This is a genomic window from Pseudomonas sp. MWU16-30316, from assembly GCF_020515645.1.
In the GTDB taxonomy this organism is placed as follows: domain Bacteria; phylum Pseudomonadota; class Gammaproteobacteria; order Pseudomonadales; family Pseudomonadaceae; genus Aquipseudomonas; species Aquipseudomonas cerasi.
On the sequence record NZ_JAIZAZ010000001.1, the window covers coordinates 1,430,319 to 1,452,561 of the forward strand.

Annotated in this window: 22 protein-coding genes; 18 read left to right on the plus strand and 4 right to left on the minus strand. The window is 60.1% G+C overall.

The window, feature by feature from the left end; genetic code table 11:
- The first annotated feature begins 39 nt into the window (after positions 1–39).
- Together LCH65_RS06605 and LCH65_RS06610 are read left to right on the plus strand one after the other, a co-directional pair.
- The gene (locus LCH65_RS06605) at positions 40–561 is read left to right on the plus strand and encodes a DUF6586 family protein (protein WP_003436354.1); all 522 of its coding nucleotides are present in this window, start codon (positions 40–42) and stop codon (positions 559–561) included.
- Between the two features lie 64 nt (positions 562–625).
- A complete protein-coding gene (locus LCH65_RS06610; protein WP_003315798.1) occupies positions 626–859 on the plus strand; it encodes a hypothetical protein in 234 nt (77 codons plus the stop codon).
- Positions 860–873: 14 nt separating this feature from the next.
- Here LCH65_RS06610 and sulA read toward each other — a convergent pair whose 3' ends face one another.
- Both sulA and lexA read right to left on the minus strand, forming a co-directional pair.
- Positions 874–1,344, minus strand: coding sequence for an SOS-induced cell division inhibitor SulA (gene sulA / locus LCH65_RS06615; RefSeq protein ID WP_054081620.1), 471 nt, complete (start codon positions 1,342–1,344; stop codon positions 874–876).
- A 9-nt stretch (positions 1,345–1,353) separates the two neighbouring features.
- Entirely contained in the window at positions 1,354–1,962 is a 609-nt protein-coding gene (gene lexA / locus LCH65_RS06620) for a transcriptional repressor LexA (protein ID WP_003315796.1), read from the minus strand.
- 256 nt (positions 1,963–2,218) lie between these two features.
- Here lexA and psrA point away from each other — a divergent pair, with 256 nt between their 5' ends.
- The 3 genes from psrA to LCH65_RS06635 all read left to right on the plus strand — a co-directional run bounded on the left by psrA (position 2,219) and on the right by LCH65_RS06635 (position 4,810).
- On the plus strand, positions 2,219–2,935 hold the full coding sequence (gene psrA / locus LCH65_RS06625) for a transcriptional regulator PsrA (protein ID WP_003370508.1): 717 nt from the start codon (positions 2,219–2,221) through the stop codon (positions 2,933–2,935).
- 126 nt (positions 2,936–3,061) lie between these two features.
- Positions 3,062–4,060 (plus strand): beta-N-acetylhexosaminidase, encoded by a 999-nt coding sequence (gene nagZ, locus LCH65_RS06630; RefSeq protein WP_170846041.1) that lies wholly within the window; start codon positions 3,062–3,064, stop codon positions 4,058–4,060.
- A gap of 9 nt (positions 4,061–4,069) precedes the next feature.
- Positions 4,070–4,810: an S-methyl-5'-thioinosine phosphorylase gene (locus tag LCH65_RS06635; RefSeq protein ID WP_003436361.1), complete on the plus strand. Its 741-nt coding sequence runs from the start codon at positions 4,070–4,072 to the stop codon at positions 4,808–4,810.
- Between the two features lies 1 nt (position 4,811).
- On the opposite strand, the gene LCH65_RS06640 is transcribed toward LCH65_RS06635, so the two are convergent.
- Complete coding sequence (locus LCH65_RS06640; protein WP_003370513.1) at positions 4,812–5,351, minus strand: cytochrome b; 540 nt, start codon at positions 5,349–5,351, stop codon at positions 4,812–4,814.
- A gap of 205 nt (positions 5,352–5,556) precedes the next feature.
- On the opposite strand from LCH65_RS06640, the gene LCH65_RS06645 reads away from it, so the two are divergent.
- From LCH65_RS06645 to LCH65_RS06655, 3 genes are read left to right on the plus strand one after another with little or no spacing between them, the layout of a single operon-like run.
- On the plus strand, positions 5,557–6,342 hold the full coding sequence (locus tag LCH65_RS06645; RefSeq protein WP_003370515.1) for an endonuclease/exonuclease/phosphatase family protein: 786 nt from the start codon (positions 5,557–5,559) through the stop codon (positions 6,340–6,342).
- A complete protein-coding gene (clsB, locus tag LCH65_RS06650) occupies positions 6,339–7,589 on the plus strand; it encodes a cardiolipin synthase ClsB (protein WP_044308554.1) in 1,251 nt (416 codons plus the stop codon). The genes LCH65_RS06645 and clsB overlap by 4 nt, the downstream gene beginning before the upstream one ends.
- Positions 7,586–8,584, plus strand: a complete 999-nt coding sequence (locus tag LCH65_RS06655) for a lysylphosphatidylglycerol synthase domain-containing protein (RefSeq protein ID WP_226439241.1) — start codon at positions 7,586–7,588, stop codon at positions 8,582–8,584. Before clsB ends, LCH65_RS06655 begins: the two co-directional genes overlap by 4 nt.
- 11 nt (positions 8,585–8,595) lie before the next feature.
- Here the strand turns inward: LCH65_RS06655 and LCH65_RS06660 are convergent, their stop codons facing one another.
- Positions 8,596–9,504: a MurR/RpiR family transcriptional regulator gene (locus LCH65_RS06660; RefSeq protein WP_003315787.1), complete on the minus strand. Its 909-nt coding sequence runs from the start codon at positions 9,502–9,504 to the stop codon at positions 8,596–8,598.
- A 283-nt stretch (positions 9,505–9,787) separates the two neighbouring features.
- Between LCH65_RS06660 and iolC the strand changes: the two genes are divergently transcribed.
- The 10 genes from iolC to LCH65_RS06710 all read left to right on the plus strand — a co-directional run bounded on the left by iolC (position 9,788) and on the right by LCH65_RS06710 (position 22,207).
- Positions 9,788–11,725: a 5-dehydro-2-deoxygluconokinase gene (gene iolC, locus LCH65_RS06665; protein ID WP_058416956.1), complete on the plus strand. Its 1,938-nt coding sequence runs from the start codon at positions 9,788–9,790 to the stop codon at positions 11,723–11,725.
- A 58-nt stretch (positions 11,726–11,783) separates the two neighbouring features.
- Positions 11,784–12,689: a myo-inosose-2 dehydratase gene (gene iolE, locus LCH65_RS06670; protein WP_003436374.1), complete on the plus strand. Its 906-nt coding sequence runs from the start codon at positions 11,784–11,786 to the stop codon at positions 12,687–12,689.
- Positions 12,690–12,702: 13 nt separating this feature from the next.
- Entirely contained in the window at positions 12,703–13,512 is an 810-nt protein-coding gene (gene iolB / locus LCH65_RS06675) for a 5-deoxy-glucuronate isomerase (RefSeq protein WP_003436377.1), read from the plus strand.
- Positions 13,513–13,540: 28 nt separating this feature from the next.
- Complete coding sequence (locus LCH65_RS06680; RefSeq protein WP_003436387.1) at positions 13,541–15,043, plus strand: CoA-acylating methylmalonate-semialdehyde dehydrogenase; 1,503 nt, start codon at positions 13,541–13,543, stop codon at positions 15,041–15,043.
- Positions 15,044–15,097: 54 nt separating this feature from the next.
- Positions 15,098–17,035, plus strand: a complete 1,938-nt coding sequence (iolD, locus tag LCH65_RS06685) for a 3D-(3,5/4)-trihydroxycyclohexane-1,2-dione acylhydrolase (decyclizing) (protein WP_060707991.1) — start codon at positions 15,098–15,100, stop codon at positions 17,033–17,035.
- A gap of 66 nt (positions 17,036–17,101) precedes the next feature.
- Positions 17,102–18,112, plus strand: coding sequence for a Gfo/Idh/MocA family oxidoreductase (locus LCH65_RS06690; protein WP_226439242.1), 1,011 nt, complete (start codon positions 17,102–17,104; stop codon positions 18,110–18,112).
- 25 nt (positions 18,113–18,137) lie between these two features.
- The gene (locus LCH65_RS06695) at positions 18,138–19,157 is read left to right on the plus strand and encodes a Gfo/Idh/MocA family oxidoreductase (RefSeq protein ID WP_054081627.1); all 1,020 of its coding nucleotides are present in this window, start codon (positions 18,138–18,140) and stop codon (positions 19,155–19,157) included.
- A gap of 252 nt (positions 19,158–19,409) precedes the next feature.
- Positions 19,410–19,580 (plus strand): hypothetical protein, encoded by a 171-nt coding sequence (locus tag LCH65_RS06700; protein ID WP_003370533.1) that lies wholly within the window; start codon positions 19,410–19,412, stop codon positions 19,578–19,580.
- Between the two features lie 44 nt (positions 19,581–19,624).
- A complete protein-coding gene (locus tag LCH65_RS06705) occupies positions 19,625–20,560 on the plus strand; it encodes a sugar ABC transporter substrate-binding protein (RefSeq protein WP_058416960.1) in 936 nt (311 codons plus the stop codon).
- A gap of 69 nt (positions 20,561–20,629) precedes the next feature.
- Positions 20,630–22,207: a sugar ABC transporter ATP-binding protein gene (locus LCH65_RS06710; protein ID WP_003370535.1), complete on the plus strand. Its 1,578-nt coding sequence runs from the start codon at positions 20,630–20,632 to the stop codon at positions 22,205–22,207.
- Positions 22,208–22,243 lie beyond the last annotated feature (36 nt).

The following is a 22,243-nucleotide window of genomic DNA, read 5'->3' on the forward strand; positions in this document are numbered from 1 at the left end:
TATGCTGTTCTCTATCCCATCGTTGTGGAGAGTGTCGCCATGGCCCATGAGCTCTATACCCGTACCAACCAGAAAATCTATTTCGCAGGGCTCTCGCTCGAGGCGTTGGGCAGGGCGGAGAAGGGGCAGGCGGTGAACTCTCCTGCGTTGTTGCAGGCAGAGCGCGAGTCCGTGCTGTTTCATCTCTACGGTGCGCTGCTGGGCCTGTGCCACGAGATCGCAGGCTACTACCGTCTGCCACAAGCCGGTACGCGTCGTGCGGAGGAATTGTTGACGCAGGAAGTGTTGGACGCCATCGCCATCCCAGAAATGGCCGAGCTGGTAGAGCTTGCCCAGAATCGCCAGACTTGGCTTGCGCAACTGCTGTCGGCCTATAACGCATTATATGAGCCGCCTCGTGCGCCGAAAAAGCTCAAGGGTGATGTCACGCAGCCGATGATACAGGCAGTGAACCTGGATGCCGAGCCGGAGTCTGAACTCTCACGTGAAGAGCTTGAAAATTGGCGTCAACAACTCAAAGGGTTGGCCATCCGTTTTCGTGAAGGCCTGAGCGAATGCTGAAAACCAATGAAGTAAGGGCTGGCAGGCTGTTACAATGCCGGCTTATCGCGGAGTAACTGTACCAATGCCTACCTCTTTCCTGGAAATTGTCGAACTACCTGACGGACGTATAGAGCTGCGTCGTGCCGATGACGAGGGTTCCCTGGTAACGCTTGATTTCTCTGCGGATGCCAAAGCGTTCATGCAAGGTCAGCATGTCGAAGTCGCCAAAGCCATGTTGAGTGTGGGTGTGCAGATGGCTGGCCGCCTGGCTGAAGGCGAAATCGAAAAGGATGATGTGCCTCACGTTCTGCACTGATCGACGACTGGGCCTCAGCCCAGCCGGATGTTCAGGCTCTGTGCTTCCCCGATTTTTGCTGCACTGATCAATTGCTGACGCGCTATGGCGCCCAGCGGGTTGATCCAGCTCACCACCGTATGACTACGGCCCAGTCGAAGTGCTTCGCGCGTCAGCTCCAGTACGCTTTGCGTGCCGCGTGGCTGCAGCAGAAGAATTCGCTCCCTGTTGAGCCCCGCATCGCGCAGCCATGTCTGGGTCAGGCTGGATGGCGGTGCGATCAGCGTCAGCCAGCGCGCATCCAGTTCCTCGCTCAATTCCCGAAGGATGGGTGCAAGAAGGTTGAGGCAGTTCCCGGCAGCGCCACGCAATGACAGTTCACTGAAGGGCTCTGGGTCGTTGCTCCACGGCGTTTCGACTGCATCTGTGAGCAGAGGGGCGATGGGCTGGGCCAGAAACGCCTCGAACAGCGGCAATTGCGAATGCGGTGCTTGATGGAACTGCATAACGTCTCCTTAGCGGCGAATGACGCCGACGCTTAAACCTTCGATCACCAGTTCCTGATCCTTGAGATCGACCTCGATGGGTGCGAAATCAGGGTTTTCCGCCAGCAGCCAGACCTTGCTGCCTTCGCGCTTGAAGCGCTTGACGGTCACTTCATCGCCGATCCGGGCAACCACGATCTGGCCGTTGCGGGCCTCGCGCGTGGTGTGCACGGCGAGCAGATCGCCATCCAGAATGCCGACGTCCTTCATGCTCATGCCGTGAACGCGCAACAGGTAGTTGGCGCTCGGGTGGAAGAAGGACGGGTTGATGTTGCAGGACTCTTCGATGTGTTGCTGAGCCAGGATCGGTGCACCTGCTGCGACGCGGCCGATGACCGGCAGGCTGCTGTCATCGGGCCGCGCTTCGAAGCCGGGAATTCGAATGCCGCGTGAAGCACCCGGAGTCATTTCGATGGCGCCCTTACGGGCCAGGGCCTTGAGGTGCTCTTCCGCCGCGTTGGGCGATTTGAAGCCCAGCTCCTGAGCGATTTCCGCACGTGTCGGCGGGAACCCGTTGTCTTCCAGGCAGCGTTTGATGAAACCCAGGATTTCAGCCTGGCGTGGCGTCAGTTTGATCATGAGGGGCGCTCTGGCTTTTTATACAGTGACTGGGATTATATACAGTGAAGGCGCGTTGGCAATCATCCATTTCATTTTCGCCGCCAGGCGGTGGTCAACCCGCGTAGCGCTTCTCGTCCAAAACCTCGGTAACACCTGCGTTTTGTCATTTAACATCCATTACCGTGACTGTTCGGCCACAAAATGAACGGCCCGGCTTGACAACCGAGGCGTTTGATACGTATGTTTCAAACGTTCGTTTGTTAGGCAGAGAGCCATGGCCCAGTCGGAAACCGTTGAACGCATTCTTGATGCTGCCGAGCAGTTGTTTGCAGAGAAAGGCTTTGCCGAAACGTCCTTGCGCCTTATCACCAGCAAGGCGTCGGTCAATCTGGCAGCAGTGAACTATCACTTCGGCTCGAAGAAGGCGTTGATCCAGGCCGTATTCTCGCGTTTTCTGGGACCCTTCTGCATCAGTCTTGATCGCGAACTGGAACGTCGCCAGGCAAAGCCCGAGCACAAGCCAAGCCTTGAGGAACTGCTGGAGATTCTCGTCGAGCAGGCACTTGTGGTGCAGCCACGCAGCGGTAACGACCTGTCGATCTTCATGCGCCTGCTGGGGCTTGCCTTCAGTCAGAGCCAGGGCCACCTGCGCCGCTACCTCGAAGACATGTATGGCAAAGTGTTCCGTCGCTACATGACGCTGGTCAACGAAGCCGCACCGCGCATTCCACCCATCGAGCTGTTCTGGCGCGTGCACTTCATGCTCGGTGCTGCGGCGTTCAGCATGTCCGGCATCAAGGCCCTGCGCGCCATTGCCGAGACCGATTTCGGCGTCAATACCTCCATCGAGCAGGTCATGCGCCTGATGGTGCCGTTTCTGGCCGCCGGCATGCGCGCCGACACCGGCGTCAGCGACCCGGCAATGATCGCCGCGCAGCTCAGGCCGCGTACCAAGAGCAGCACCGGCACACCAGCGGTCGCCAAGGCCTGAAGCCTCTGCCCTTGCCCTGAATCAAGCGGCACCGGCGTGTCGGATTGCGTCGGGCTTCAGGATCAAGCACCATGCCCGGATTGTGAACGAGCACTGGTGTGTAAGGGTTTTTCTATGAGTTCTGGCCTGCAAGGCTCCCTGATGGTCGATGTCGCCGGCACCTGGCTGACCAGTGAAGACCGTCAGTTTTTGCGTCAGCCCGAAGTGGGCGGTTTGATCATCTTTGCCCGAAACATCGAGCATCCCCGTCAGGTTCGTGAGTTGAGCGCCGCAATTCGGGCCGTGCGCCCGGACCTGCTGCTGGCCGTCGACCAGGAGGGCGGCAGGGTGCAGCGCCTGCGTGAGGGGTTCGTACGCTTGCCGCCAATGCGTGCCATTGCCGACAAGCCTGATGCCGAGCTTCTGGCTGAACACTGCGGCTGGCTGATGGCGACCGAAGTGCTGGCGGTCGGACTGGACCTGAGCTTCGCCCCGGTGCTGGACCTCGACTACCAGCGCAGCGCCGTGGTCGGCACGCGTTCGTTCGAAGGCGATCCGCAGCGCGCGGCGTTGCTGGCAGGGGCGTTCATTCGTGGGATGAACGCTGCAGGCATGGCTGCCACCGGCAAGCATTTTCCCGGCCACGGCTGGGCTGAAGCCGATTCTCATGTGGCTATTCCGAATGACGAGCGCAGCCTCGAAGAGATCCGCGCCAGTGATCTGGTGCCGTTTGCACGTCTGAGTCAGCAACTGGCTGCAGTGATGCCGGCGCATGTCATCTACCCGAAAGTCGATTCGCAGCCCGCAGGCTTTTCAAGGCGCTGGTTGCAGGACATTTTGCGCGACGAACTGCAATTTGACGGTGTTATTTTCAGTGACGACCTGTCGATGGCCGGCGCTCATGTGGTCGGGGATGCGGCGAGCCGTATCGAAGCGGCGCTGACAGCCGGATGCGACATGGGCCTGGTGTGCAACGACCGGGCGGCCGCCGAGCTTGCGCTGGGTGCTGCGCAGCGTCTGAAGGTCAAGCCTTCGCCACGTATCGCGCGCATGCGCGGTCAGGCATCGGCCAGTACCGACTATCGGCAACACCCGCGCTGGCAGACCGCGCTCCAGGCTCTGCGCGCTGCTCAACTGATCGATTAAGGATTTGCGATGACTGTTTACGCGATTATTGGCGGCACCGGCCTGACCCAGCTCGAGGGCCTGAACATTCGGCAATCCCTGCCGATGAACACCCCTTATGGCGCACCTTCCGGCGAAATCCAGATCGGCGACTATGCCGGTCGCGAGGTGATGTTTCTGGCGCGCCACGGCCACCCGCACCGCTTGCCGCCGCATCAGGTCAACTACCGGGCCAATATCTGGGCACTGAAGCAGGCGGGTGCCGAAGCGATTCTTGCGGTCAACGCAGTCGGTGGCATTCATCCGGCCATGGGCACCGGGCATTTCTGTGTGCCGCATGATCTGGTCGACTACACCAGCGGTCGCCAGCACACGTTCTTTGCCGATGATCTGGAAGAGGTCACGCACATCGACTTCAGCTATCCGTACAGCGAGCCCCTGCGCGCCCGGCTGATTGCAGCATTGACTGCCGAGGGATGCGCGTTCTCCGACCGGGGCGTCTATGCCTGCACCCAGGGACCGCGTCTGGAGACCGTTGCCGAAATCATCCGCCTGGAGCGCGATGGCTGCGACATCGTTGGCATGACTGGCATGCCCGAGGCCGCGCTGGCTCGTGAGCTGGAGCTTGAATACGCCTGCCTGGCGCTGGTGGTCAATCCGGCAGCGGGCAAGTCGACGACCGTCATTACCATGGCGGAAATCGAACAGGCCCTGCGTGAGGGGATGGGCAAGGTGAAGGCCACGCTTGCCCGGGTCCTGTCGGCGTCCTGAGTTACAGCATGCGCTTGAGGGTATTGTCCTTGCGCACCAAGTGGTGCCAGAGCGCGGCGATCACATGCAGGCCGATGACATAGTAGAAGATCGAGCCCAGCAGTTTGTGCACGTCTTCGAACGTCTCGGCCAGGTGGTCCGAGGTGGCCAGCGGCCAGGGAATCTGCAGATCGGTGAGGGGAATGGGCAGTGCGCCTTTTTCCACCATCACTGTCAGCAGGCCCAGCAACGGCTGGGCAAACAGGAACGCATACAGCGCGTAATGGGTCAGGGTTGCGACGATGCGCAACGCCCCTTCAAGCGGCGGTGTGATACCGGGCGGACGATGACGTCGACGCTCGGCGACACGGAAAAACGCCATGATCAGAATCAGAATGCCGACCCAGTAGTGGCTCTGCACGACCAGCAAGCGGTATTCCGAGCCCTTGCTGAACTGGGTGCGGCTCAGAATCAGGGTGTACGCCAGCACGATCAGAATGGCCATGGCCCAGTGCAGCCATCTGGCTCGGGCGGTGTAGCGTTGAGAAGTCGATGCATCCACGGTTTGATTCCTTGTCTCTTTTTTTGCAGGACTGATAGACAGCTTAGGCTGTCTATCAGGCGCCTGCGTTTCATGTTGGCCTGATTTTTTTCACGTGTATCTCTGCGCCACTGCATATGGCAAATACACAGCACGTGAGATACGCGACGGAACCTGTGCTCACGGGTGGCTTCATATGCCGTGAATATTCACCCGGGAGCAAGTCTTGACCAGTGCCAATCCGCCTGTCGGCCCAGCGACACCTGTGTCCGCCAGTGTTTCATTGAATGTACTGACCATGAACATGCACATGGGCTTTGGCATTTTCAATCGCCGCTTCATTCTGCCCGAGCTGCGTGAAGCTGTGCGCACTGTATCGGCCGATATCGTGTTTCTTCAGGAAGTGCACGGCGAACACCAGAGCCACGCGCGCAGGGTCAAGGACTGGCCGACGATTTCGCAGTACGAGTTTCTGGCCGACAGCATGTGGAGTGATTTTGCCTACGGCCGCAACGCGGTGTATCCGGATGGCGATCATGGCAACGCGTTGCTGTCCAAATACCCGATCATCCAGCATGAAAACCTCGACATTTCCATTCATGGCACCGAGCAGCGCGGCTTGTTGCACTGCATTCTCGAGGTGCCACACGCGGGCCGGGTGCATGCGGTCTGTGTGCACCTGGGACTGCGTGAAAGCCATCGACGTCAGCAGCTCAAACTGCTTAACGAGCTGATGGCGCGTATTCCCGAAGGCGAGCCGGTGATCGTTGCCGGTGACTTCAATGACTGGCGCCAACGCGCCGATGCGTCGCTGCAGGGCAGCGGGCTGCACGAGGTTTTCGTAGAGCGCTTCGGGGCACCGGCGAAAAGCTTTCCGGCCCGTTGGCCATTACTCCGGCTGGACCGGATCTATGTGCGCAATGCAACGTCCCACCGGCCGAAAGTGTTGTCCAGCCGACCGTGGTCCCACCTTTCCGATCATGCACCGCTGGCGGTGGAGTTGACCTTATGAGCAATACGACAGGGCAGTGGCGCGACGGCAACTCGGTAGAGTTGCTGATCAATGGCGAGGATTTCTACGCCCGGGTATTCGAGTGCATACGTGCCGCGCGCAAAGAGGTGCTGATCGAGACCTTCATCATTTTTGAAGACCGAATCGGCGAGGGTCTGCAACAGGCGTTGCTCGAAGCCGCTGCGAATGGCGCGAAGGTGGTCGTCACGGTGGATGACTATGGCACCTCGGATCTGAGTTCGACGTTTGTCAAAACCATGATCGACGCCGGTATCCAGATTCAGCTGTTCGATCCGCGCCCAAGGTTCATGGGCATGCGCACCAACCTGTTTCGCCGGCTGCACCGCAAGGTGGTGGTGATCGACGGCGAATTGGGCTTTATCGGCGGCATCAATTACAGCGTCGATCACATGACTGACACGGGGGTGACGGCCAAACAGGACTATGCCGTTCTGGTCCGCGGCCCGATTGTTGGCGATATTCACCACAGCGCGTTGAATATGCTCAGCAAGGTCGTTCGTGACAAATTGCCGCCCGTTGCACTGAAGCTGGACCGCGCCGGTGACGCCAGCATGCTGCTCGCCGAGCGTGACAATGACGAGCACAGTACCGATATCGAAGAGCAGTACCTGAAGGCGATTCGCGCTGCGAAGCAACGGATCACCTTGGCCAATGCGTATTTTTACCCCAGCTATCGCTTTCTGCGTGAGCTGCGCAATGCATCACGGCGGGGCGTCAAGGTCACCCTTATTTTGCAAGGTCAGCCCGACATGCCGTTCGTACGGGTTTGCTCGCGGTTGACGTACACCTATCTGCTGCGCGACGGCGTGGTCATTCATGAGTACAAGCAACGTGCACTGCACGGCAAGGTCGCGCTGATCGATCAGGACTGGTCCACCGTGGGCTCCAGCAATCTTGACCCGCTGAGCCTCGCGCTGAACCTGGAAGCCAATCTGTTCATTCGTGATCGCGGGCTCAATGAGCATCTGCAAAACCACCTGATGGAGCTTGCCGCTGCGCACAGCAAGCAGATGAGCCTCAAGGGCGCGGCGCGTGGCCAGTGGTGGCGTGCGCCGATGATCGTCTTGAGTTTCTTTTTCCTGCGCCGTTTTCCGGCCATTGCCGGTTTGTTCCCGGTTCACGGTGTGCGCCTCAAGCCCCTGCGTGCCGGTGATGTAGTGCCCGAAGCGAAAGTGATCGAACAGCAGCAGAACAACCATCCGATGGACCAGGAGAAAACCCTATGACCCAAGCCACGCAGGCAGCGCCGCAAAGCGCGCAGGGAACCAAGTGGAAATGGGCAAAGCGGGCGTTCAATCTGTTTTTCTTTATCGCCGTCCCGGTTCTGCTGTTTATGCTGGTCAAGAAGCTTGACTGGCAAGAGGTGAAACAGGCGTTGGCGTCCTACAAGGCCAGCACCCTGGCTATCGCGGCTGTTGTGGCCTTTGCCAGCTACGCGACCTACTGCGGCTTTGACGTGTTGGCGCGTTATTACACCCGGCACACATTGTCGATCAAGCAGATCGTGCCGGTGACGTTTGTCTGCTACGCGTTCAACCTCAACCTCAGTTCCTGGGTGGGCGGCATTGCCTTGCGTTACCGCTTGTATTCGCGACTGGGGCTGGATGTTTCGACCATCACGCGGATTCTCAGCCTGAGCCTGATTACCAACTGGCTGGGCTACATGCTGCTGGCCGGTTTTGTGTTTTCGATGCGCTTTCTGGAGTTGCCCAAGGAGTGGTCGATCGGCACCACAACCCTGCAATTGATCGGCTTCGGACTGTTGGCCGTGTGTTTTGCGTACCTGCTGGCCTGCCGGTTTTCGAAAAAACGCTCATGGACCATCCGTGAGCAGGAGTTCAATCTGCCGTCGATGAAGCAGGCGCTGATGCAGGCCAGTCTGGGCGCTCTGAACTGGTCGTTGATGGCCGCGGTGATTTACACCCTGCTGCCGGACAAGGCGTTTTATCCGGCGATTCTCGGTGTGTTGCTGATCAGCAGCATCGCCGGTGTGATCACTCACATTCCAGCGGGCCTCGGTGTGCTTGAGACCGTGTTTATCACCTTACTGGCGCACCAGTTCTCCAAGGGCAGCCTGCTCGCAGCGCTGATCGGCTACCGCGCGATCTACTTCCTGCTGCCGCTGCTGCTGGCACTGGTGGTGTATCTGGTGCTGGAAAAACGCGCGAAGAAAATGGGCGAGAAGAACCAGCAACGCATGGGCGAGGAAGCCAAATCCTGAGGGCTCAGCCCTCAGTCATCAAACCCGACCTGCTCGTGTATTTCATCGACCTTGAGTTCCAGGCGATAGGCCACGGCAATGAACAGCGCCTGGCACAGGCATAGCGTGGCGCTCAGCGAGCGGAAGGCGAACGAGCTGCCCTCGTTGACCAGCAACACCGAGTTGGCGCGCTTGGCCAGCGGCGACAGGTTGCTGTCGGTGATGATCAGCGTTTTGGCCTGGTGGTGCTGGGCGATGCGCAGGCAGTGCTGGGTCTCCTTGCCATAGGGCGTGAAGCTGATGGCAATCACCAGGTCATTGGCGCGCACACTGCGCATTTGCTCGCGATAGCTGCCCCCCAGGCCGGAGATGAGATGAATGCGCTTGTTGGTGTGTTGCAGGTTGTAGACCAAATAATCAGCCACCGCGAATGAGCGGCGCACGCCCACCACATAGATGTTGTCGGCGTTGACCACCAGGTCCACGGCTTTCTCGAATTCATCGTCATCCAGTTCGACACTCAGGCGTTCCAGGCCGGAGAGGGTGGCGCTGACGCATTCGCGTGCCAGATCGCCTGCATTGGCCTTCTGTGACTTGTTGGCGATCAGGCTGCGGATACGCTGCTGGTAATTCTGCACCGGCGTGGTCTTGTGCGTATAAGCCTCGCGAAACAACGCCTGCATCTCGCTGAAACCGCTGAACCCGAAACGCTGGGAAAATCGCACGATGGCCGAAGGGTGGACTTCGCACTCGCGGGCGATGTCACTGATCCGGTCAACCATGATCCGGTCGCTCTGCTGGCTCATATAGCTGGCAATCCGCTTGAGCTGACGCGGCAGGCCCTCGTATTCATCAGTGATCAGCCGCAACAAGCCTTCGGCACTGTTCGGCGGCATGTCGACGCTCGTCCCGGGCAGAGTGGGCTGATCGGCGCTGGTCATATTCAAATCCTTTCTGCTTGTTCTTCTTCAGGGCAACGGCGCGCACAGCACGACCGTTGTGGGCCTGACGGTGGAGGCTGCCTTGGGGCAGGAGCGACGACTATATCCTACCCGCCTGCGCAGTGTGCCAGCACTTGAGTGGCGGTATGGAAAAAATATTCCACTAAAAATAATTATAGAAAAAATATTGATTGATGTGTCTTGACGTTTTACGCTGCATTCACAAAGCAGCGTGTACACATGATGCAGGCGCTGCAGGCTGATAAAAATAACAGGAGCCACCATGGGCCAGACACGCTTTGCCACTGGGCGTCAGTTGGATCTGATTTGCCTCGGACGCCTGGGCGTCGACCTTTATGCGCAACAAGTGGGGGCGCGACTCGAAGACGTTTCCAGTTTCGCCAAGTACCTGGGCGGCTCGTCGGCCAATATCGCCTTCGGCACGGCCAGGCTCGGTCTCAGGTCGGCCATGCTCAGCAGGGTCGGCGACGACCACATGGGCCGTTTTCTGGTCGATTCCCTGGCCCGCGAAGGCTGTGATGTCAGCGCCATCAAGCGCGACCCCGAGCGTCTGACGGCGATGGTGCTGCTGGGGTTGAAGGATCGTGAAACCTTCCCCTTGGTGTTCTACCGTGAAAACTGCGCTGACATGGCCCTGCGCGCCGAGGACATCGACGAGCAGCAGATTGCCTCGAGCAAGGCGCTGCTGATCACCGGCACGCATTTCTCCACTGATCAGGTGTTCAGGGCCAGCAGTCAGGCGCTCGACTATGCCGAGAAGCACAACGTCAAGCGCGTGCTGGATATCGACTACCGCCCGGTGCTCTGGGGGCTGGCAGGCAAGGCCGATGGTGAGACCCGGTTCGTTGCCGATCAGAAGGTCAGCCAGCATGTGCAGCGCATCCTGCCGCGTTTCGACCTGATCGTCGGCACCGAAGAAGAATTCCAGATTGCCGGCGGTTCGACCGATTTGCTCGCGGCCCTGCGTAAGGTGCGTGAACTGACGGCCGCAACGCTGGTGGTCAAGCTCGGCCCGCAAGGCTGCACGGTGATTCACGGGGCCATTCCTGCGCGGCTGGAAGAGGGCGCCATCTACCCCGGCGTGCAGGTCGAAGTACTCAACGTGCTCGGTGCGGGCGACGCGTTCATGTCCGGTTTTCTCAGCGGCTGGCTCAAGGAAGCCAGTGACGAACGCTGCTGCCAGCTGGCCAATGCCTGTGGCGGGCTGGTGGTGTCGCGGCATGCCTGTGCGCCCGCGATGCCGACCCCGGCCGAACTCGATTACCTGTTCAACAGCCCTGAACCCATCACCCGTCCTGATCAGGATGTCGCCCTGCAACGGCTGCATCAGGTCAGCGTGCCGCGCAAGCAGTGGCGGCAGTTGTTCATCTTTGCCTTCGATCATCGCGGCCAGTTGGTCGAGCTGGCGCAACAGGCCGGGCGTGATCTGGGCAGCATCAGCCAGCTCAAGCAGCTGTTCGTGCAGGCGGTCGAGCGGGTCGAAGCCGACCTGCGCAAGCGCGGCATCGAAGCCGATGTCGGTCTGCTTGCCGACCAGCGCTTCGGTCAGGATTCACTCAACGCCGCAACCGGTCGCGGCTGGTGGGTGGCGCGTCCGGTGGAAGTACAGGGCTCAAGGCCGCTGGCCTTCGAGCACGGTCGCTCCATCGGCAGCAATTTGCTCGCCTGGCCGCAAGAGCAGATCATCAAGTGCCTGGTGCAATATCACCCCGATGACGAGCCGATGTTGCGTCTGGAGCAGGAAGCGCAGATCAAGGCGCTCTACGACGCTTCGAAAGTCAGCGGCCATGAGTTGCTGCTGGAAATCATTCCGCCCAAGGATCACCCGTCGCCTCACCCGGACGTGATGCTTCGCTCGCTGAAGCGCTTGTACAACCTGGGCATCTACCCGGCGTGGTGGAAGATCGAGGCGCAGAGTGCGCAGGTCTGGCAGCAACTGGACGAACTGATCCAGCAACGCGATCCGTATTGCCGCGGCGTGGTACTGCTCGGGCTCAATGCGCCTGTCGAAGAGCTCGCTGCCGGCTTTGCCGAAGCTTGCCACAGCCGCGTCTGCCAGGGCTTTGCTGTCGGCCGGACAATATTCCGTGAGCCAAGCCGGGCCTGGATGGCCGGAGAAATAGACGATGCGACGCTGATCAGTCGGGTGCAGAGCACCTTCAACTGGTTGATCGAGTCCTGGCGCGAAAGCCGCGCCTGATTCGTTCCGGATTTCGACGCCACGACAACGTCGCGATAACAACAAAAAAGGTGCAGCCATGCCCGTTTCGACTTCCACACCCAGAATCCGCATCGGCATCAATCCGATCTCCTGGAGCAACGATGATTTACCGGCCCTCGGCGGAGAAACCCCGCTGAGCACGGCGCTGAGCGAAGGCAAAGCCATTGGCTACGAGGGCTTCGAGCTCAACGGCAAGTTTCCGAAAGATGCCAAGGGCGTCGGCGATGTGTTGCGGCCCCATGGCCTGGCGCTGGTGTCCGGCTGGTATTCCAGCCGCCTGGCGCGGCGTTCGGTGGCCGAGGAAATCGAAGCCATCGCTGCGCATGTGCACCTGCTCGCCGAAAATGGCGCTTCGGTGCTGGTGTACGGCGAGGTGGCCGACTCGATTCAGGGGCAACGTATCCCGCTGGTCGAACGTCCACGTTTTCACACCGATGCCGCCTGGCATGAATACGCCGAAAAACTGACCGAGCTGGCACGTTTCACCCTGTCTCGAGGCGTGCGCCTGGCGTATCACCACCACATGGGCGCTTACGTCGAGTCGCCGCAGGATATCGACCGGCTGATGGCGCTGACCGGCGAGGAGGTCGGGCTGCTGTTCGATTCCGGGCATTGCTACATGGGTGGTGGCGAGCCTCTTCAAGTGTTGAGCAAGCACATCCAGCGTATTTGCCATGTGCATTTCAAGGACGTGCGCAAGCCGGTGGTGCAACTGGCACGCAACAACCTGTGGAGCTTTCCGGACTGCATCATCAACGGCACTTTCACGGTGCCGGGGGACGGCGATATTGACTTCTCGGCGCTGCTCAAGGTCTTGCGGCAGGCCGGTTACAACGGCTGGCTGGTGGTCGAGGCCGAACAGGACCCCGCCGTAGCGCCCAGCTATGTGTACGCCAAAAAGGGCTATGACACGTTGCGCCAACTGCTGGCCGATGCACGATAAGGAGGACTGCAACATGAATCTGCTGACCAAAAGCAAATCCACTGGCCGCGACGTCGTAGCGCTGGCCCCCGGTTCGCTGGAATACGTGAACTTCGCCGCCTACCGCCTGGAGTCCGGAGAAAGCCTGCCGCTGAGCGCAGGAGAAAACGAGCTGTGCGTGGTCCTGCTGACCGGGCACGCCAGCGTCAGTGGCGAAGCGCCGGGGCAGGGCGCTTTCAGCTGGGAAAACATCGGCGACCGCCAATCGGTGTTCGAAGAAAAATCACCGTTCGCGGTCTACCTGCCGCCGCATAGCCAGGCGCAGTTTGTCGCACGCGGCGCGGTGCAGCTTGCCGTATGCACGGCGCCGGGCGATGCCGGCAAACATTTTCCGGCACGCTTGATCATGCCGGGCAGCATGAAGCGCAGCGTACGCGGCAAGGGCGCCAATACCCGTTATGTGTGCGACATATTGCCGGACAGCGAAGCGGCGCATTCGCTGCTGGTGGTCGAGGTGCGTACACCTTCCGGGCATTCCTCCAGTTACCCGCCGCACAAGCACGACCGGGACAACCTGCCGCACGAGAGCTTTCTCGAAGAAACCTATTACCACCAGGTCAACCCGCCGCAGGGCTTCGTTTTTCAGCGGGTTTATACAGACGACCGCAGCATCGATCAGGCCATGGCCGTGGAAAACAATGACCTGGTGACCGTGCCCAAGGGCTACCACCCGGTCTCCGTCCCCTACGGCTACGAATCCTGGTACCTGAACGTAATGGCCGGCCCGACGCGCGCCTGGCAGTTCCACAACGATCCGCAGCACAGCTGGCTGCTGGATCTCTGATTTCCCATTTGTGTTATGGAGGCATGAGATGAACGAGTCACCGGTGATCGGCCACTACATCAACGGACACCTGAACAATGGCGAGGGTGAGCGTTACAGCGATGTCTTCAACCCGGCAATCGGCACGGTCCAGGCGCGTGTTGCGCTGGCCAGCGTGAAGACTGTGGATGAAGCGGTTGCGGCGGCCAAGGCGGCGTTTCCGGCCTGGGCCGAGCAGTCCTCGCTGCGCCGGGCGCGGGTGATGTTCAAGTTCAAGGAACTGCTGGACCAGCACCATGACGAACTGGCGCAGATCATTTGCCGCGAGCACGGCAAAGTGTTGTCCGACGCGCGCGGAGAGGTGGTGCGCGGTATCGAGATCGTCGAATTTGCCTGCGGTGCCCCCAGTCTTCTGAAGAGCGATTTCAGTGACAACATCGGCGGTGGTATCGATAACTGGAACCTGCGTCAGCCACTGGGCGTCTGCGCCGGGGTTACGCCGTTCAACTTTCCGGTCATGGTGCCCTTGTGGATGATTCCCATGGCGCTGGTGACCGGTAACTGCTTCATCCTCAAACCTTCCGAGCGCGATCCGTCGGCCAGCCTGCTGATGGCGCGCCTGCTCAAGGAAGCCGGTCTGCCCGATGGCGTCTTCAATGTGGTGCAGGGTGACAAGGTGGCGGTCGATGCGTTGCTGCAACACCCTGACATCGAGGCCATTTCCTTCGTCGGCTCGACCCCGATCGCCGAGTACATCCATCAGCAAGGCACTGCCCATGGCAAGCGCGTGCAAGCACTGGGCGGCGCCAAGAACCATATGATCGTGATGCCCGATGCTGATCTGGACCAGGCCGCCGACGCCCTGATCGGGGCGGCTTATGGCTCGGCCGGAGAGCGCTGTATGGCGATCTCGATTGCCGTGGTGGTCGGCGATGTCGGCCAGCGCCTCATCGACAAGCTGCTGCCGCGCATCGACCAGCTCAAGGTCGGCAACGGCATGCAGGCCGATTCGGACATGGGGCCGCTGGTCACCGCTGTGCACAAGGCTAAGGTCGAGGGCTTCATCGATCAGGGCGTCAAAGAAGGCGCGAAGCTGATCGTCGATGGCCGCAACTTCAAGGTGCCGGGTGCCGAGCAGGGCTTTTTCGTCGGCGCGACGCTGTTCGATCACGTCACGCCGCAGATGCAGATCTACAAGGAAGAAATCTTCGGCCCGGTGCTGGGTATCGTGCACGTCGCGGATTTCGCCAGCGCCGTGGCGCTGATCAACGCCCATGAGTTCGGCAATGGCGTGTCGTGCTTCACCAGCGATGGCGGCGTGGCGCGCGCATTCGCTCGCAGCATCAAGGTCGGCATGGTCGGCATCAACGTGCCGATCCCGGTGCCCATGGCCTGGCATTCGTTTGGTGGCTGGAAACGTTCACTGTTTGGCGATCACCACGCGTATGGCGAAGAAGGCCTGCGTTTTTACAGCCGCTACAAAAGCGTCATGCAGCGCTGGCCGGACAGCATCGCCAAAGGCCCCGAGTTCAGTATGCCGACTGCCAAATAATTCGCGGCAACGCATCGCAACACTTTCCACCTCAAACAACAATAAGGTGTGAGCATGAGTACAACCCGACTGACCATGGCCCAGGCCCTGGTGAAGTTTCTCGATAACCAGTACGTCGAAGTCGACGGCGTGCAGAGCAAATTCGTCGCTGGCATCTTCACCATTTTCGGGCATGGCAACGTGCTGGGTCTTGGGCAAGCGCTGGAACAGGACAGCGGCGACCTGGTGGTTCATCAAGGCCGTAACGAGCAGGGCATGTGCCACGCCGCCATCGGTTTTGCCAAGCAGCACCTGCGGCGCAAAATCTACGCGTGCAGCTCTTCGGTCGGGCCTGGCGCGGCGAACATGATCACCGCCGCCGCAACCGCCTCGGCCAACCGCATTCCATTGCTGCTGTTGCCGGGTGACGTCTATGCCAGCCGCCAGCCCGATCCGGTGCTGCAGCAGATCGAGCAGTTTCACGACCTGAGCATCAGCACCAACGATGCGTTCAAGGCGGTGAGCAAATACTGGGATCGCATCAACCGTCCCGAGCAGTTGATGAGCGCTGCGCTCAATGCCATGCGCGTATTGACCGATCCGGCCGATACGGGCGCAGTCACGCTGGCGCTGCCTCAGGATGTGCAGGCCGAGGCCTACGATTATCCGGACAGTTTCCTGCAAAAACGTGTGCACCGTATCGACCGTCGCCCACCTAGCCAGGCCATGCTCGATGATGCGTTGCACCTGCTGGCACGCAAGCGCAAGCCGTTGCTGATCTGCGGCGGCGGGGTGCGTTACTCCGGCGCGGCGGATGCCTTGCAAACCTTTGCCGAGCGCTTCGATATCCCGTTCGCCGAAACCCAGGCCGGCAAGAGTGCCCTCGTTTCGGCACACCCGTTGAACATGGGCGGCATCGGCGAAACCGGTACGCTGGCGGCCAATCGGCTGGCAAAAGAGGCGGACCTGATTATTGGTGTCGGTACCCGCTATAGCGACTTCACCACTGCGTCGAAATGGCTGTTCCAGAACCCGGATGTGCAGTTTCTCAACCTCAATGTCGGTGCTTTCGATGTGCAGAAGCTGGACGGCGTGCAGTTGCTAGCCGATGCACAGGTGGCTTTGCAGGCGCTGACCGAAAGCCTTCAAGCCAGCGGCTATCGTGCGGCCTGGGGCGATGCGCCAAAGACCGCGCGTGCCGAGCTGGAGGCCGAGGTGGATCGCCTGTACGCGGTCGAGTACCAGAGCGAGGATTTTGTCCCGGAAATCAACGATCATCTGGACCCGGCCGTGTTGCGCGAATTCATCGAGCTGACCGGCTCGTGCCTGACCCAGAGCGGCGTGCTGGGCATCCTCAATCAGAACGTGCCTGACGACGCGGTGATCGTCGCGGCGGCAGGCAGCCTGCCGGGTGACCTGCAGCGCGCCTGGCGCAGCACCGGGGTCGACACCTATCACGTCGAATACGGCTATTCCTGCATGGGCTATGAGGTTAACGCCGCACTGGGCGTGAAACTCGCAGCGCCGCACCGCGAAGTCTTTGCACTGGTCGGCGATGGCTCTTACATGATGCTCCATTCGGAGCTGGCCACCTCGATCCAGGAGCGACGCAAGATCAACGTGGTGTTGCTCGACAACATGACCTTCGGCTGCATCAACAACCTGCAAATGGGCAACGGCATGAACAGCTTCGGTACCGAGTTCCGTTTCCGTAACCCGCAAACCGGCAAGCTGGATGGCGACTTTGTGCCGGTGGATTTCGCCATGAGCGCTGCCGCGTACGGCTGCAAGACCTACAAGGTCAGCACCGCCGAACAGCTGCGCGATGCACTGGCCGATGCGCAACAGCAGACAGTCTCGACCCTGATCGACATCAAGGTCCTGCCCAAGACCATGATCCACAACTACCTGTCCTGGTGGCGTGTCGGGGTTGCCGAAGTGTCGACCACCGGCACCACAGCGCAGGTGTACGAAAAACTCAGTCGCGAGCTGGCCAAGGCACGTCAGTACTGATCGTTTTCTCGCTAGGACTCCATGACTCCCTTCCCGGGAATACCTAATAAAAAAAGGAACATGAACATGGCATTGAAACTCGGCGTGATCGGCACAGGCGCAATCGGTCAGGATCATATCCGGCGTTGCAGCAAGACGCTGGTCGGCAGTCAGGTGGTGGCCGTCACCGACATCAATCTTGAGCAGGCAGCGAAGGTCGTGCGCGAGCTGGACATCGGTGCCGAAGTGTATGCCGACGGGCACGCACTGATCGCCGCGGCGGACGTCGAGGCGGTTCTGGTCTGCTCCTGGGGGCCCAGTCACGAAGAGTTCGTGCTGGCGGCCATCGCTGCGGGCAAACCGGTGTTCTGCGAAAAGCCGCTGGCAGTCACTGCCGAGGGCTGCCGGCACATTGTCGAAGCCGAGATCGCCAGTGGCAGGCGTCTGGTGCAGGTGGGGTTCATGCGCCCTTATGATCAGGGCTATCGCGCCCTTAAATCGGTGATCGACAGCGGCCGGATAGGTGAGCCGCTGATGCTGCATTGTGCGCACCGCAACCCGCGTGTGGGCGAGAACTACAAGACCGACATGGCTATCACCGACACGCTGATTCACGAACTCAATGTACTGCGCTGGCTGCTCAACGATGACTACGTGTCGGTGCAGGTAGTCTTCCCGCGCAAGACCAGCAAGGCTCTGGCACACATGAAAGACCCGCAGATCGTGATGTTGGAAACGGCACGCGGTACACGCATCGACGTTGAGGTCTTCGTCAACTGTCAGTACGGTTACGACATCCAGTGCGAAGTGGTGGGCGAGAGCGGCATCGCCAGGTTGCCCGAGCCGTCACAGGTACAACTGCGCAGTGAAGCCAAGCGGTCGAACGAAATCCTTATGGACTGGAAGGACCGCTTCATCGCTGCCTATGACGTTGAACTGCAGAATTTCATCGACGGGGTGAAGGCGGGGACGATCTTCGGGCCTTCCGCCTGGGATGGTTATGCAGCCGCCGTGGCCGCCGATGCCTGTATTCTGGCGCAGAACAGCGGGGCGATCGTCCCTGTCACACTGGAAATGCGTCCGGCTTTCTACGGCTGACGCCCGACACATACAGGAGACATGCATGCGAGCAGGATTGGTAGGCTACGGAAAGGGAGGGCGTTACTTTCATGCGACGCTGATTTCAAGTTTGCCGGGTGCCACGTTTGTGGGCGTCGTCACACGCTCCGAAGAGCGCAAGCAGGAAGTGGCCAAAGACCTTCCCGGCGTGGCGACCTTCGATACGCTGGCCGATCTGGTCGCTGCCGGGGTTGATGTGGTGGTGATTTCCACACCGCTGGCCTCGCGACGAGCGTTGATCCTCGAAGCGATAGAGCTGGGTGTCGGGGTCGTCAGCGACAAACCCTTCGCCAGTGATGCAGCCCAGGCGCGCGAGCTGGTGGACGCGGCCGAGCGTCGTGGCGTGCTGCTCAGCGTTTATCAGAACCGCCGCTGGGATTCGGACTTCCTCACTGTGCGCAAGTTGCTCGACAGCGAGGCACTGGGCGCGGTCAGCCGGTTCGAGTCCAGCATCGAGCGTTATTCGCCACGGTCTGTCGGCAAGGCCAGCGGCGGTGGCGTGCTGCGTGACCTGGGCAGTCATCTGGTGGATCAGGCGCTGGTGCTGTTCGGCCCGGTCGAACGGGTGTATGCGGAACTGCAATTCGCTGCGCCGCACGACGAACTGGATCACACGTTCTTCGTTTCCCTGCGCCATGCCGGCGGCGTGACCTCGCACCTGTCCGGCAGCTGCCTGCAAAACACTGCCAAGCCGCGTTTCAGGGTCAGTGGAGCGAAGGGTTGTTACAGCGTCGACGGGCTGGATGGTCAGGAAGAGGCCGCCTTTGCCGGGCTTACGCCAAGGTCCGAGGGCGAGCGCTGGGGTGTCGAGGAGCATCGGCGCTGGGGCTGGTTCGAGCAGGGCGAGCATCGCGAGCGTGTGCCGTCGGAGCGTGGTTGCTGGCTGGAGTTCTACCGCCAGTTGCAAAGCGCGGTTGACGAGCAGGGTATTAATCCAGTCAATCCGCATGACGCGATAGCCTCGGCGCAAATCATGGATGCCGCGCGCCTGAGTGCCAGAGAAGGGCGCGTTGTGGTGCTGTAGCCATTGCGCGCTGCAGCGCATCCAGTGGCCCGTTATCGAAGAGAGCCTGACGCTTGCCATGCGTCGGGCTTTGTCGTCTCTGTAACCGAATAAAATGAAATGGAATAAAATTCTAAAATCAGTTGAATTGGAAAATATTTTCCAATAGAGTCGTTTTCAGGTTGCCGACTATCGAATCCCTCGCGTTTTGAAGGTTTTTCAAAGCACGAGAAGCAAGCCCGACAAAAACAAAACAAAAGATAGGTACTGTCGATGAAAACCCCTACCTCTGGCGTCACCGCCAAGCGTTCTGCCACCTCGTCATTCTGGATCCGGACCCTGGAGCGATTTCTCACCGTCGTCGCCCTGAGCCTGTGCGTGCGCCACAAGGATGCGCAACTGTTCTGCATTCCCGGTGCCACCGGGATCCGCCTGTCACGCTGATTCGCTGCATCCGAACAACAACAATAATTTGGAGACAGATCCTCATGAAGACCAAGATTGCTTTGACCTCATTGGCGATGGCGCTGATGGTGGGCAGCGGTGCAGCTTTGGCCGATATCAAGATTGGTGTGGCCATGTCGCAGTTCGATGACACCTGGCTGACCTACCTGCGTGACGACATGAATGCCAAGGCCAAAGTCATGTCCACGACCGAGAAAGTGGACCTGCAGTTCGTCGATGCCCGCGCGGATGTCAACAAGCAGCTCGATCAGGTCAAGGACCTGATCAACAAGAAAGTCGACGCCCTGATCGTCAATCCGGTCGACACCGCCGCTACTGCGCGGATCACCAAGGAAGCGGTCGCCGCCGGTATCCCGCTGGTCTACGTCAACCGCCGCCCCGACGATCCGAAACTGCCTGCGGGCGTCGCCACAGTGACGTCGGATGACATGGAGGCCGGCCGACTTCAGGCGCAATACATCGCCGACAAAATGAAGGGCAAGGGCCGCGTCATGATTCTTCTGGGTGACCTGGCCAACAACTCCACGCAAAACCGCACCAAGGGCGTCAAAGAGGTGTTGGCCAAGTACCCGGACATCAAGATAGACCAGGAGCAGACCGGCACCTGGCTGCGCCAGAAGGGCATGGACCTGACCAACGACTGGCTTACCCAGGGCCGAAAATTCAACGCGGTGCTGGCCAACAACGATGAAATGGCCATTGGCGCGGCGATGGCGCTGAAGCAGGCAGGCGTGGATAAAGGCAGCGTTTTCGTTGCCGGTGTCGACGGTACACCGGACGGGCTCAACGCCGTGACCAAGGGCGATCTGGCCGTATCGGTCTATCAGGACGCGAAAGGACAGGCCGACGGGGCGATCGATGCTGCGGTGAAACTGGCCAGGAAGGAGAAGGTCGAGCCCCAGGCGATCATCATTCCTTATCGCCTGATCACCCCTGAAAACGTCGCCACCTTCAAATAACAACGATCGCCAGGCCTGGGAGGGCATGCCAATGCGCTCCCGCAGCCTGCCGCTTGAGGAGTTGTGATCATGTTCGGTTCTGCTACTGCCAATCCGCCCGCGCAACGCGATCTGCCGTCCGGCGACGGGGGCGGAGGGGCGCCTGATGCCCAGGCCCCGTATCTGCTGGAAATCAGCCATGTCAGCAAGGGCTTCCCCGGCGTCATTGCGCTCAATGATGTGCAATTGCGCGTTCGCCCTGGCAGCGTGCTGGCGCTGATGGGCGAGAACGGAGCCGGAAAATCGACCCTGATGAAAATCATTGCGGGCATCTATCAGCCGGACTCGGGCGAAATCCGCCTGCGTGGCAAGCCGGTCCGCTTCGATACGCCTCTGTCAGCGTTGCAGGCGGGTATCGCCATGATCCATCAGGAACTGAACCTGATGCCGTTCATGAGCATTGCCGAGAACATCTGGATCGGTCGCGAACAGCTCAACGGCCTGCACATGGTCGATCACCGCGAGATGCACCGCTGCACTGCCGAACTGCTGGAGCGTCTGCGCATCAAGCTCGATCCCGAGGAGCTGGTCGGCACGCTGAGCATTGCCGAGCGGCAGATGGTGGAGATCGCCAAGGCCGTGTCATACGACTCGGACGTGCTGATCATGGACGAACCGACCTCGGCGATCACCGAAACCGAAGTCGCTCACCTGTTCTCGATCATCAGCGACCTGCGTGCCCAGGGCAAAGGCATCATTTACATCACCCACAAGATGAACGAAGTCTTCGAAATCGCCGACGAAGTGGCGGTGTTCCGCGACGGCGCCTATATCGGCCTGCAGCGCGCCGAAAGCATGGACGGTGACAGCCTGATCACCATGATGGTGGGCCGTGAACTGACCCAGCTGTTCCCCGAGCGGGAAAAACCGGCAGGCGACGTACTGCTGTCCGTCAATCAACTGAGCCTGAACGGCATTTTCAAGGACGTGAGCTTCGACCTGCGTGCCGGGGAGGTGCTTGGCATTGCCGGTCTGATGGGGTCCGGGCGCACCAATGTCGCCGAGACCCTGTTCGGCATAACCCCCAGCGACAGCGGCGAGGTGCGCTTCGATGGCAAGACGGTGCACATCGGCGATCCGCATCAGGCGATTGAACTGGGTTTTGCGCTGCTCACGGAGGATCGCAAATTGACCGGCCTGTTTCCATGCCTGTCAGTGATGGAAAACATGGAGATGGCTGTGCTGGCCAACTATGCCGGTAACGGTTTCGTGCAACAGAAAGCCTTGCGCGCACTGTGCGAAGACATGTGCAAAAAGCTTCGGGTCAAGACGCCGTCGCTGGAGCAGTGCATCGACACATTATCCGGTGGTAACCAACAGAAGGCACTGCTCGCGCGCTGGCTGATGACCAACCCCAGGGTGCTGATTCTGGATGAACCCACACGCGGTATCGACGTGGGGGCCAAGGTGGAAATCTACCGCCTGATCTCCCTGCTGGCCAGTGAAGGCATGGCGGTCATCATGATTTCCTCGGAGCTGCCGGAAGTGCTTGGCATGAGTGACCGGGTCATGGTCATGCACGAAGGCGAAATGATGGGCATCCTCGATCGTGGCGAAGCGACCCAGGAAAAAGTCATGCATCTGGCCTCCGGCCACAAGGTTCATTGAGTTCGCACTACAGGGCTCGGTAGAAGAAGAACAAGA